General features: G+C 61.0%; 9 protein-coding genes and 2 pseudogenes. 9 read left to right on the forward strand and 2 right to left on the reverse strand.

What is annotated here, in order from left to right; genetic code table 11:
• Window position 1: 1 nt before the first annotated feature.
• Window positions 2-1588, reverse strand: coding sequence for a PAS domain-containing sensor histidine kinase (locus EK373_RS21430; protein WP_129645720.1), 1587 nt, complete (start codon window positions 1586-1588; stop codon window positions 2-4).
• A 315-nt stretch (window positions 1589-1903) separates the two neighbouring features.
• On the opposite strand from EK373_RS21430, the gene EK373_RS33115 reads away from it, so the two are divergent.
• From EK373_RS33115 to EK373_RS21460, 8 genes and pseudogenes are all read left to right on the forward strand, one after another.
• Window positions 1904-2053 carry a hypothetical protein gene (locus EK373_RS33115; protein WP_157994473.1) on the forward strand — a complete coding sequence of 50 codons (150 nt, stop codon included), beginning with the start codon at window positions 1904-1906 and terminating at the stop codon, window positions 2051-2053.
• Between the two features lie 182 nt (window positions 2054-2235).
• Window positions 2236-4341 carry a TonB-dependent receptor domain-containing protein gene (locus EK373_RS21435; RefSeq protein ID WP_129645721.1) on the forward strand — a complete coding sequence of 702 codons (2106 nt, stop codon included), beginning with the start codon at window positions 2236-2238 and terminating at the stop codon, window positions 4339-4341.
• A 2-nt stretch (window positions 4342-4343) separates the two neighbouring features.
• Window positions 4344-5102, forward strand: a complete 759-nt coding sequence (locus tag EK373_RS21440) for a class I SAM-dependent methyltransferase (RefSeq protein ID WP_129645722.1) — start codon at window positions 4344-4346, stop codon at window positions 5100-5102.
• Window positions 5103-5262: 160 nt separating this feature from the next.
• Window positions 5263-6699, forward strand: coding sequence for a COG4315 family predicted lipoprotein (locus EK373_RS21445; RefSeq protein WP_129645723.1), 1437 nt, complete (start codon window positions 5263-5265; stop codon window positions 6697-6699).
• On the forward strand, window positions 6700-6873 hold the full coding sequence (locus tag EK373_RS33120; protein WP_157994474.1) for a hypothetical protein: 174 nt from the start codon (window positions 6700-6702) through the stop codon (window positions 6871-6873).
• Between the two features lie 41 nt (window positions 6874-6914).
• Window positions 6915-7634 (forward strand): annotated as a pseudogene (locus EK373_RS21450) (glycosyl hydrolase 115 family protein); the annotation flags it as partial.
• Window positions 7635-7686: 52 nt separating this feature from the next.
• A pseudogene (locus EK373_RS34350) lies at window positions 7687-7854 on the forward strand (FCD domain-containing protein); the annotation flags it as partial.
• A gap of 709 nt (window positions 7855-8563) precedes the next feature.
• On the forward strand, window positions 8564-9718 hold the full coding sequence (locus EK373_RS21460) for a serine hydrolase domain-containing protein (protein WP_129645725.1): 1155 nt from the start codon (window positions 8564-8566) through the stop codon (window positions 9716-9718).
• A 1-nt stretch (window position 9719) separates the two neighbouring features.
• Here the strand turns inward: EK373_RS21460 and EK373_RS34355 are convergent, their stop codons facing one another.
• Window positions 9720-9950: an FCD domain-containing protein gene (locus EK373_RS34355; protein ID WP_129645726.1), complete on the reverse strand. Its 231-nt coding sequence runs from the start codon at window positions 9948-9950 to the stop codon at window positions 9720-9722.
• 275 nt (window positions 9951-10225) lie between these two features.
• On the opposite strand from EK373_RS34355, the gene EK373_RS21470 reads away from it, so the two are divergent.
• Window positions 10226-12472, forward strand: a complete 2247-nt coding sequence (locus EK373_RS21470; RefSeq protein ID WP_129645727.1) for a PAS domain S-box protein — start codon at window positions 10226-10228, stop codon at window positions 12470-12472.
• Window positions 12473-12552: the final 80 nt, after the last annotated feature.

A 12552-nucleotide genomic window follows, 5' to 3' on the forward strand; every position in this document is an offset into this window, starting at 1 on the left:
CTCATTTTTCCAGCACTTGAACGATCCGCTCATATAACTGCGCGCGAGTGAACGGTTTCGACAGCAGCGGGATCTCCATCAACGAACTCGAGGTCGTGGGCGAGGGCATTTGCGCGTAACCGCTGGTGAACAGAAGCCGTACCTTGGGGTATCGGCGCTGCACGGTTGCCGCCAGCTCTCGACCGTTCAAGCCAGGCAAACCGATATCGGTAAACAACAGCTCCACCCGGCGATTGCGATCCAGGATCTTCAAGGCCTCGGAAGCGTCGACCGCCTCGATCACGTTGAAGCCGAAGTCACGTAACGTGTCGGTCGTAAAGCTCCTCACGGCATCGTTGTCCTCGACCACCAGAATGGTCTCTCGACGGGCGCACGTTGCCGCTCCACTCGTTGTTTCCGCGCCCTGGTCTTGCGCGGCGACGATCTGTGGCAGGTAGATCTTCACCGTGGTGCCGTGCCCGGCGCGGCTATAGATCTTTATGTGGCCCCCCGACTGTTTGACGAAGCCGAACACCTGGCTCAATCCCAAACCGGTCCCTTGTCCCATGGGCTTGGTCGTGAAGAATGGGTCGAAGACGCGCTCGAGCACCTCCTGCGTCATGCCAGTGCCGGTATCGGTGACGCAGATCAGGACGTAGTTGCCCGGGGTCAGATCCGGTATCAGCCGCGCGTCGTGCTCGGTGAGTCTGGCGGTCGCCGTTTCGATAGTCAGCGTACCGCCGCCCGGCATGGCATCCCGTGCATTGACGATCAGATTGAGCAGTGCATTCTCGAGCTGATTCGCATCGACCTCGGCGACGCCCGCGAACTCATCCTCGATGCGGCGGACGTTGATATTCTCCGGCAACGTACGGCGGACCATCTCTGTCCAGCGAGCCAGCAAAACATTGATCTCGACTGCTTTGGGTCGCAGCGGCTGGCGGCGTGCAAACGCGAGCAACTGCTGAGTGAGGCCGGCAGCGCGCTCCGCCGCACGTAACGAGTGATCGACTCGGCGGCGCCAGAGCACCTGTTCCGACGGCAGCTCCTGGGACAGGCTGTCCAGATTACCCAGTATCACCGTGAGCAGGTTGTTGAAATCGTGCGCGACGCCGCCGGTCAGTTGCCCGATCGCTTCCATCTTTTGCGACTGGTGCAACTGTTCCTGCATCAAGCGACGTTCGGTCATGTCGCGAGTGATTTTGGCAAATCCGATCAGATCCCCCTCGGGAGAGCGCAGGGCGTCGATCAACACGCTCGCCCAGAATTTGGTGCCGTCCTTTCTCACGCGCCAGCCTTCGCCCTCGAATTTGCCGGTGCGCTCGGCGGTGCTGAGGGCGCGTTTCGGAACCCCCTCGTGCCGGTCTTCGGGCGTATAGAACTCGCTGAAATTGCGGCCCATGATCTCCTCGGCCGTGTACCCCTTGATGCGCTGGGCGCCGGGGTTCCAGGAGACGACGTTGCCAGAGCGATCGATCATGTAGATGGCGCAGTCGCGAATGCCATCGATCAGCCGGGCGAACTGCCGGGCACTGTCGTCCAGGGCGGCGCCCTCAGCCGGTGCTGGCCCAGAGGCAGGGGACAGCGGTTCATCTATTCTCTTTCCCATATCCAGTAAACGCCCAGCTCGCTCACCAACGCTGTAACAAAATTAAACGGATTGTCTCGCCTGCAGGTTCCCGGGCAAGCGCAACGGAAGTGCGCGCGCCGCGAGGAACTCCTTGAAAGTCGTTCGCGCCGCTGCGACACTCGCGCCATGAACTCCGCCCTGATTTCACGATTGCGTGGAACGCCTGCAACACAACGCCCCCGCGTTGTGTTGCTCGGGTTGGCGGTGTGTTTGTGGTTGTTCGCGTTCGCTACGCACATCCACAGCGCCGATGAACTGCCATCGCACGGTCCGTCATCGGCGTGCAGCTTCTGCTTGTCGCTGCCGGTCGGCGCGCCTCCGATCGCGCAGAGCACCGTTTCCAAGCTCGTTCCGCTCGCGATTGAAGCGGCGGTCGAACGCGATTCGGAATGGGTCGTCCGCGACGTTCCCGCCTTTTATTTCAGCCAGGGCCCTCCGGCCTAACACCCGTCAGTCCGTCCTTGTACGTCGACGCGAGGGCCATGCGCTTGCGTCGGCTCACCTGCGCGTGATTCGCGCGCCGGCCGGGTAGATCCATACATCTCGACGAGCCCGTTCGTTGCGTGCAGCGAGGCTCGTTGCTGCCCGGTCCCCGAGACTTTCTGGTTCGTATTTCGGAGACCCTCATGCAAATCGAAAAAACTCTCGCCGTCAGCATCCGGCTGATCCTGGCGAGCTCTCTGGCCACAGCGACGTTGGCGGCGCAAGCGCAGGATTCGACGCAAAACCGCGTCCTGGAAACCGTGCGGGTGTCCGCCAGCGCCGTGGACGAAGACCCAACCGATCTCGCCGCGTCTTACGGCATTCTGCAAGGGCAGTCGCTGTTCGAGCGCTCGCAGTCGACGCTCGGCGACACGTTGAATTCTCTGCCCGGTGTGAATTCGGATACGTTTGGTGGCGGCGCGAGTCGTCCTGTGATCCGCGGTCAAACGGCGCCGCGTGTTGCAGTTCTCTCCGATAGCGCGGTTCTCCTCGACGCATCTGACATCTCGCCCGATCATGCCGTTACCGCGGAGCCGTTGTTGATCGAGCGCATCGAAGTGCTGCGAGGCCCGGCGACGTTGTTGTACGGCAGCGGCGCGATCGGCGGCGTGGTCAACGTGCTCGACAAGAAGATTCCTGACTCGCTGCCCGACGACCGGTTGGACGGCTCCTTGGGCCTGCGCGGATCGAGTGTCGCGAAAGAGAAAGCCGGCGCCTTCGAAATCACCGCACAGGCCACTGACCATCTCGTCCTGCACGCAGAAGCCATGATGCGCGAAGCCGATGACTATCGTGCGCGAGGACTGGACGAGTCCCGAGTGCACGGAACATTCTCGGAATCGGAGAACGCCAGCCTAGGCATGTCGTGGGTCGGCGATCGCGGCTTCATCGGGCTCGCTTACTCCTATCGCGACGACGGCTATGGCATTCCGGGCCACAGTCACGAGTACGAGGGCTGTCATCCGCATGGCAGCGCGTTGCATTGTGGTAGCCACGACGCGGGCGGTGAAGATGATCACGACCACGATCATGAGCACGAGCACGAAGCTGTTCCGGAAATTTCGCTGCTCAGTAAACGAGTCGACCTGCGCGGCGAGCTCACCGAGCCGTTTGCGGGCATCGAACGCATCCGGCTGCGAGCCAGCCACACCGACTATCGCCACTACGAGCTGGAACAGCGAGAGATCGCCACGACCTTCCTCAACGAAGGCTACGAAGCGCGCGTCGAGCTTCAACATCGAGAAATCGGCGCCGTGCGCGGCGTTGTCGGTGTGCAGTACACCGATACGGATTTCAGTGCACTTGGCGCCGAAGCATTCATGCCAGAAGTGCAGAGCCGGTCGATCGGCCTGTTTGCCGTGGAGCACGTGGAGCTGAGCGAACGTTGGCACCTGGAACTGGGGGGCCGACAGGAATGGCAGAAACATTCGCCGATCAACGATACGCGCGGACGGCCGGAGTTCGATGACTCGGCGACTTCGCTGTCTGCCGCGGCGATCTGGGAATTCGTGCCCGATTACTCTTTTACGCTTGCGCTGACCCGCTCGGAGCGCTTGCCGCACGCACAGGAGCTGTATGCGCGAGGCATCCACCTCGCGACCAATACCTATGAGTGCGGACTCGTGCCACATCCACTCACCTGCGGCGGGGCCGAGAACAATGCCGAGCTGCAGACCGAAACCTCGAACAACATCGAGCTGACGCTGAAGAAAAACGTCGGCGACATGACGTTCGCGGTCGGCGTCTTCCGCAACGACATCGACGACTACATCTATGCGCGCACGCTCGATCAGTTCGAGGATTTCCGTCTTATCAAATACACCCAGGACGACGCCGAGTTCACCGGCCTGGAGGCCGAGGCCACGTATCGCGTCAGCGAGAGCCTCTCCGCAACGGTGTTCGGCGACTATGTCCGTGCCGAGTTGAAGGACGGCGGTAATTTGCCGCGCATTCCAGCAGCCCGTTATGGCACTCGCCTGAATGCGAAGCTGCTGGCGATTGCCGGCGAGCTCGAGTATTACCGGGTGAACGAGCAGGACGATATCGCGGACCTCGAAGCAGTCACCCCCGGCTATGACATGCTGAACCTGACATTGAGCTTCGATGTTCTCGGCGAGAACGGCCCGGTGATGTACGTTCGCGGTACGAACTTGCTCGACGAAGTGGTGTGGAATCATGCGTCGTACCTGGCGCGCGTCGTGCCTCTGCCTGGTCGCGGGGTAACGGCTGGACTCCGCGTTTCGTTCTAGTCGTGAACCTCTCGCTCTATCAGCGAGTCAGCGAGCTCCACGGCACTTTGCCGTGGGGCTCGTTGCTCGACGCAGGCACCGGGCCGGCATCGATGCGTTGGTTGTTGTCGCTTGCGACTCGGCGTTGGACCGCCGTCACCGGCTCGCCTCGCATGCGCGATGTCGTTCGCAAGGAGATCGGCGATCGAATCCGCCGCGAGGATCGCTTGATCGTCGGCAACTGGCTCGAGCCGGAGTTGCTCGCGAATGAGGTGTTCGACGTTGTGCTCGCCGACTATTTGCTCGGTGCGGTCGATGGCTTCTCGCCTTACTGGCAGGATCAGTTGTTCGCGCGCCTGCGACCTCATGTCGGGCAGCGGCTCTATGTCATCGGGCTGGAGCCCTATGTTCCGCTGGCGCCTGCCGACCCCGACGGTCGGTTGGTCAATGAGATCGGTCGGCTGCGCGATGCCTGCCTGTTACTGAGTGGCGATCGACCGTACCGGGAATATCCGCTGCACTGGGTGCTGCGCCATCTGGCGCTGGCGAAGTTCCGGGTGATCGATGCGCAGAAGATTCCGATCCGCTATGGCGAGCGCTTCGTCCAGACGCAGCTCCACATGTGCGATCAGGCGCTACGCCGGCTGAACGATCGCACGCTTGCCGTTGCCTTCGAGTCGCATGTGGCCGCCCTGCGAGATCGCGCGATGGCGTTCATCAGCCGCGAGGGCGGAATCCGTCACGGGCACGATTACATCGTGGTCGCGGAGCCGGTGAGCTGAGCCGATACGCTACGCACGGCCTGCAACAGGTTGCGACAGGTGCGAAATTTATTCACGCGATCAGGCGGACGTGCATCGACTTATCAAATTGGATCAAACTTGCATTGAACGGCGAGTCGTATGGTCAACTGAGCCATCGTTGGCAGATTAAAAAACCCACATGCCCAGTCAACACAAGTCAGAGCGCAGCGTGCACGCGAAGGCGGCGGTTGGAGCCGTCTTGCTGGTGGTGGTCGAGCTGAGCCGGGCAGCGCTGCCGACCGAGCCGTTCTGGCAATCACGAGAGAATCAACAACGTGAACCGTTCGTCTCGGTGCAACTGCCCCCCGATATCAAGGTAATGCCGACCGAACTGGAAGGGCCCGTCTTTGCGGATGAAAAGGGCATGACGCTCTATGTCTGGCCGCAGCAGCAGTTGCGCAATGGCAACCTCGGCGATCGCCGCAACAGCGGAGTCTCTACTTGTGGGGACACTATTTATAACGAAACGTCGGGCCTCATGAGCCCCTACCCACCGGGCTTCCTACTGCCGGATCTCGACAAGCGTCGTAGCTGCGAACAGTTATGGAAACCGAAGCTGGCTCCCGCGGACGCCAAGCCCATCGGCAACTGGACCGTCATCAAGCGCAAGGATGGCCGCGCACAATGGGCGTACGACGGTTTGCCGGTCTACAGCTCGGATCGCGATCGCAAGCCGGGCGACGTGTTCGGCGGCACCAGCGCCATTATCGTGGGCGAACAAGGCGCGGCGCGCTTCCCGGTCGGCCCGCCGCCCGATGTGCCGCCCGAGCTGGATGTCGCGCCGTTTCGGACCGGTCACCTGCTGATCACGAGCAAGGGATACTCGGTCTACAGCTCCGACGCCGACGCTCCGAACAAATCCAATTGCGATAGCGAGTGCCTCAAAGACTGGGCGCCCGTCGCGGCCCCGCAGGTCGCCAAATCTCATGGCGAATGGCGCGTCGTCGAGCGAGCTCCCGGCGCACGGCAGTGGGCTTTTCGTGGCAAGCCGCTGTACACCTATCGACACGAGAAACGAACCCGCAGCATGACCGGCAGCGACCTTCCGGGATGGCACAACGTCTTCACACAACGAGCCTATTTGCCGCCGTCCGAATTCACCATTCAGGACTCGCGCATCGGCCAGGTGCTCGCGGATGCCAGCGGCAAGACGATTTATCTCTATCACTGCAATGACGATGCGCTCGACCAGCAGTCGTGCGACCACCTGGATTCGCCTCAGCAGTACCGGCTTGCGATCTGCGGAAACTTCGATCCGCAGGTGTGTCAGCAGACGTTCCCGTACGTGAAAGCTCGGCCGGGGGCGAGGGCGGACAGCGCCTTGTGGACCGTCATCGATATCGATCCGAACACGGGCAACCGCGCCAGAGCGGGTCAAGCTGGCTCGATGGCGGTGTGGGCGTATCGCGATCGGCCTGTGTACACCTATGGCGATGACGAGAAGCCGGGCGACGTGAACGGCGACAACTATGGTGAGTTCAACGGCGCTCGCAATGGCTTCAAGGCGTTCTGGTTACGTGACGATTATCGCGACAACGTAATGGGCCTGTCGTTGAAGGACATGATGCGTCGCTGAGTGCGCGCGCCGGCGAAACGCATTCGCCGCGACGGCAAGCTCTATATGTTCTATGCCGGCGGCTACAACAACGAGCCGCAGCAGGTTGGCGTTGCGGTCAGTAACGACGGTGTGACCTGGACGCTCGCCGCCACCGAGATCGGTTGGAACAAGAACGGGCCGTATCTGAAGTAGCGCTCGCGCTCACAAGAAACATTCTCTGAGAAGGAAGCAGGATGGCACTCGTCCGCATTCTGGCTGCGCTGTGCGTCGCATTTGCCATTTCCGTTCCGGTGTCTGCTGCAACTTTCGAGCTTGTCGCCAACGGTGTCGCGCCGACGATCTTCACGAGCGCGGGTGACGCTGCGGTGGTGGAGATCGCCGCGCATGCCTTTGCTGGCGACGTCGAGCGCGTCTCGGGTGTGCGACCCAAGGTTTCGCAGGCAGCACCGGAAGGTCGGCTTGCCATCCTCGCGGGCACGATCGGCAGCTCGCCATTGATCGATCGACTGATCGCCGACCAGCGCATCATCGTCGATAAGATCGCCGGGCAGGCCGAGGCGTATACGATTGCACTCGTCAAGAATCCGTCGCGCGGCATTGCTCGTGCGCTCGTAGTGGCCGGCGCGGATCGTCGTGGGAGGGCGTATGGAATCTTTCGGCTGTCGGAACGGATCGGCGTGTCTGCTTGGGTTTGGTGGGCCGATGCTGCGCCCACGCGGCGTTCGCAGCTGAGTCTTGGTGCCGAGACGATCGTGCAGGGCTCGCCGTCGGTGCGCTATCGCGGCATCTTCATCAACGACGAGGACTGGTCGCTGCGCCCGTGGGCGGCAAAGAACGATCCAACTGGCGACATCGGTCCGCAGACGTATGCGAAGCTCTTCGAGCTGCTGCTGCGTCTTCGCGCCAACTTTCTATGGCCGGCGATGCACAAGGTCACCGCTGCGTTCAATCAGGTGCCGGGCAACGCCGAGATGGCTGATCGATATGCGATCGACATGGGCGCGAGTTACAACAGCGTTACGAACATCGATCCGTTTCACCAACCGAATTGCAGGCCGAACTGCTTCCATCGCCGATCACGCGGCAGTATATGAGGCAATCGCGAGGCCCGACGCGGATGGCGCGAGTCGAGCGATGAGGCACCTCATCGATGAGGGTGTTGACGCTCATTGAGAAGAGCTGACCATCCTCGCGAAATGCGTTGGGCACGACAAATTAAAACAGCCCGCACGGAGATTAGCGGCGACCTTGCCTAAGTCCCTTTCGCGGCGGGCGTTGCTTGGAGCGATTGCCGACCCGAACGCGGAGCGCCGTGGCTCGGTCCGCGCGGCGCTTTTCGGTGATGGGCGTGAGGTACTTTTCCAACCAGTCGCTGAGCATGCCGATGCACACCAAGCCAGCGCTAACGCCGAGCAAAGCAAGGAGGTCGGCGCGCCCAAGCGCGATGCCACTCAACACAGGTGTGCACGCAACAAACATAAGGACACGTGCCAGCGGTGCCCTCAACAGCATTTCCTTCACGAGTTCCACGATGTGTCGCATGTTCGCCCTTGTCTCCAAACCAGCTCAGGAAAGAACCCTTGGGTTCTGAACTGGGTTCGCTTCTCTCGAAGGGCGCGCGTCGCGGCGGCAATTCAGATGCTAAGCCGAATCTCGCACAGGTCAATATTTCGATTCCATATCAGACATGGAAACTCGATTTGCAACATCGTTGCTCTTACAGTAGAGGCGGAAACTTCTGACGGGGCGGGGTTTGTGACAGCGAACGAGAGCATGTATTCGGGACGGGCACTGTGCACCCCGGACTCAATTCTTAATCCTCTCGGTGCGACCGTTTATCGGTCTACGGCATCCTGCAAATGTTTTCACAGGAGGGTGCTGGATGAAGAGCTGTGCACTGAGGATTGGCGCGACTTGTCTCGCGCTGGCGTTGGCGACGGACGCCTCGGCTCATGAATTCAAACTGAACGCTCGAGAGCGCCAGCAGCTGGAATCGGAGGCTCGACGCATGGTCGATGCGCGCCTCACGCCCGGCATCGCCGTTGGCGTCATGAGTCGCGGGCAGATCATCTATGCCAAGGGCTTCGGTCAAATCAATCTCGAGACCGCGACGCCCACTACGGCAGAGTCGGTGTTCCAGATCGGCTCGGTGACGAAGCCACTCACCGCGGCGTCGATCGTACAACTCGTCGAGCAGGGCAAGCTGCAGTTCGATGACAGGCTGTCCAGGTATTTCCCGGATTTCCCGCGCGGCGACGAAGTCACGCTTCGGCACCTGCTGTATCACACCTCGGGCATCCATTCGATCATGCAACCCGGAGAAGGGCCGCCGCCCGCGGAAGCCATCGCCATGAAGACCACTGCGGATGTCGTTACATACATCCGAGATCAGCCGAATCTCTATGACTTCCAACCAGGCACCGCTACTCGTTACTCCAACTCTGGCTACTGGCTGCTCGGCGCCATCATCGAGCAGGTCTCGGGCATCCCGCTGGCTGAGTTCATGAAACAAAATAGCTTCGACCGCGCCGACATGTGCTCGAGCGCGCTTGACGATGCAACGGAGGTCGTGCCTCACCGCGTCTCCGGGTATGCCCGCTCAACGCCGGGAAATACTGCTGCCTTCATCAATCCAGAACCTTCCTACCTCCGCGTATCTGGCGGCGCGGGCGGGATCCGCTCAACTGTCGGGGACATGCTGCGTTGGTCGGACGCGCTCGTGAACGGTCGCCTTCTGTCCCGCTCCGGGCTGAGGGCTATGATCGCACCGGCGAAATTCGACAATGGAGAACCGCTGCCGGTCGCCAGTGGCATGGGGTTGCTCTTGGGCAACCGCAACGGTCACACCGTGTGGAGCGCCAATGGCGGCACGACGCAGGGCTTCACGGCCAACTTGAGAATCTTCCCTGACGATCAGGTCGCTTATGTTGTGTTCGTGAATATGCCCAGTGGCCCGGCGGACGATCCGACCCGGGGGATCATCACGCTGTTGAACGATTGGATCACCGGGCCACTTTGGTCGCCCGCCGAGAACTGAGCTACGTGATGGTGTAACCCAGGGCCTCTAGAAACTTGTTGTTGGTCGATCGGAATAGCGCGCGGCGAAACGCAATCAGAGGCGTGGCCGCGTCGCTTCGGTCCGGCAAATCGTCTGTGTGCCGCGCTCGCTTCATCTGTGCCAATTGCTCCCTGGTCCGGCGTACTGCCGCGAGAGCAGCGACATTTGGTTCGATCAGCCACATCTTCGATGTCTCGCTGGCTGGACACATAGCGAGTCAGGAATCGCTTCAAATTCAATGTGTTCTCTAAGAATGCCGCGGACACCGCGGTGAGCTCGCGGCCGGCTCGCTTGTTATACGCCATGCATGGTCCCCCCCTAGTATTAGAAGACTAGCGAGGGGGAGAAATCCACAATCGCGCGCAGCTGGCTGTGGCACGCACGCATGAACACGCCCGCAAGGCCAGCGTGGCTGGTCGTCCCGAATCTCGTCACGTAACCTGTGGGCCTGAAGGGCCACCGTGGCGGCTACGGTAACTGGAAACCATGCAAGATATTCACGACGACAACGCCAATGGCAATGCCATTTCAGCATCGCAGTGGCGACAGATCGTCGATAGCGCTCTTGATACGGCGATCATCAGCATCGACCGCGACGGGCGGGTCACCAGCTGGAATGCGGGCGCGACTCGTATTCTTGGCTGGACGCAGCCGGAGATGCTGGGTCAGACGCTCGAACGCATCTTTCCCTCGGGTGCGTCCCAACTCAAACGCGAAATTGCGGATGCCACCGAACAGGGCTGCGGCGGAGGAGAAGAGAGTTGGCGCGTCCGCAAGGATGGCAGTCAGTTTTGGGCAGCGGGTGAGCTCAGGCCAATACGAGAGCGCAGCTCGATCGTCGGATTTGTCAAAATCCTGCGCGACCGTACGCAGCAGCGTGCGGCAGAGGAGCAGGTTCGCGAAGATCGTCGTGCGCTCGAGATACTGAATCGGGCCGGCGTTTCGCTCGGCCGCGAAACCGATCTGCACCGTCTCGTGCAACTGGTGACCGATGCGGGAGTCGAACTCAGCGGCGCTCAGTTTGGCGCGTTCTTCTATAACGTGCTCAATGACCGTGGCGAGAGCTACATGCTCTATACCCTTTCCGGGGCGCCTGCGGAGGCGTTTGCCCGGTTTCCCATGCCGCGAAATACACCTGTTTTTGCGCCTACCTTCAATGGTGAAGGCATCGTCCGCTCCGCGGATATTACGCAGGATCCGCGTTACGGCAAAAATGCACCTGGCAAGGGGATGCCTGAAGGACACTTGCCGGTGCGTAGCTACCTGGCTGTTCCCGTCATCGGCCGCGATGGCAGGGTGCTCGGCGGACTGTTCTTCGGACACGCTGCCGTTGGCGTCTTTACGGAACGATCCGAGCGTGGACTGGCCGGCCTCGCTGCCGAAGCCGCAGTGGCCATCGACAATGTTTCTTTGGCGCATGCCGCTCAAGCAGAGATCGCCGAACGGACGCGGGCTGAGGAGGCGCTGCGCGATCTGAATGCGAACCTCGAGCTGGAAATCGCCGAGCGCACGGAGCAATTGCGAGCTACGGAAGAGATGGCCCGACAAGCGCAGAAGATGGAGGCTGTTGGACAGCTCACAGGCGGGGTCGCCCATGACTTCAACAATATCTTGCAGGTGATCGTTGGCAACCTGGACGTTATACGTCGCCTCGTGCCTGCAGGCGCAGGTCGCCTGCAGCGTTCCGTCGAGCAGGCGCTAAACGGTGCGCACCAAGCGGCGTCGCTCACTCAGCGGCTGCTTGCCTTCTCGCGTCGCCAGCCGCTCGACCCGAAACCCGTGGATGTGAACTCGCTGGTAGGCGGCATGGCGGACCTGCTGAATCGCTCGCTGGGCGAGATGGTTGCTGTCGAAACGGTCCGCGGCGCGGGACTTTGGAAGATCGAAGTCGATCCGAACGCGCTCGAATCCGCGATTTTGAATCTCGCAGTCAACGCACGAGATGCCATGCCGGACGGCGGCCGGCTCACCATCGAAACTGTGAACGCGTACATCGATGAGGGGTACGCGATTTCGCACGCCGAAGTCACTCCGGGCCAATACGTGCTGATCTGCGTGTCCGATACGGGCATGGGCATGGACTCCGAAGTCCTCGAGCGAGCCTTCGAGCCGTTCTTTACGACGAAACCCGTCGGGCAGGGCACGGGACTCGGATTGAGTCAGGTCTACGGCTTCGTGAAGCAGTCAGGCGGACACGTCAAGATCTATTCCGAAATCGGGCAGGGGACCACCGTGAAGATCTATCTGCCCCGATTCGAAGCTGCGGGCGCAGAGAGCGAGCCCGCGCCGGCGATGCCAATTCCAGAAGGCTCATCGCAGGAAACCGTGCTCGTCGTCGAGGATGAAGCGGCCGTGAGAGCCTACTCGGTCGATGCGCTGCGTGACCTCGGCTATCGAGTTCTGGAAGCAGCAGATGGCCCGTCGGCTTTGCGGCTGTTGGAGAACGCCGGGTCCATCGACTTACTATTTACCGACGTGGTGTTGCCTGGAGGTCTGACGGGTGCGCAATTGGCGGCGCAGGTGCAAGCGCTCCGCCCGACGATCAAAGTTCTGTTTACGACAGGCTACGCGCGCAATGCCATCTTTCATCACGGTCGTCTGGACAAGGGTGTCCAGCTGATTACAAAGCCCTTCAGTTTTGCGGATCTCGCAGCAAAAGTGCGCGACGTACTGGACGGGCTATCGCGGACATCCGAAGAACGCAAAGGCTCTACAAATCAAAAGGCGCAATGAATTTCGGGACGGATGCGAAAAACGAAAAGCGCCGCAAGGATTTTATGTTTTAGCGGAGACAGGGATTCGAACCCTGGAAC

It is taken from the genome of Peristeroidobacter agariperforans (assembly GCF_004138335.1).
GTDB classification, from domain to species: Bacteria; Pseudomonadota; Gammaproteobacteria; order Steroidobacterales; family Steroidobacteraceae; genus Steroidobacter; species Steroidobacter agariperforans.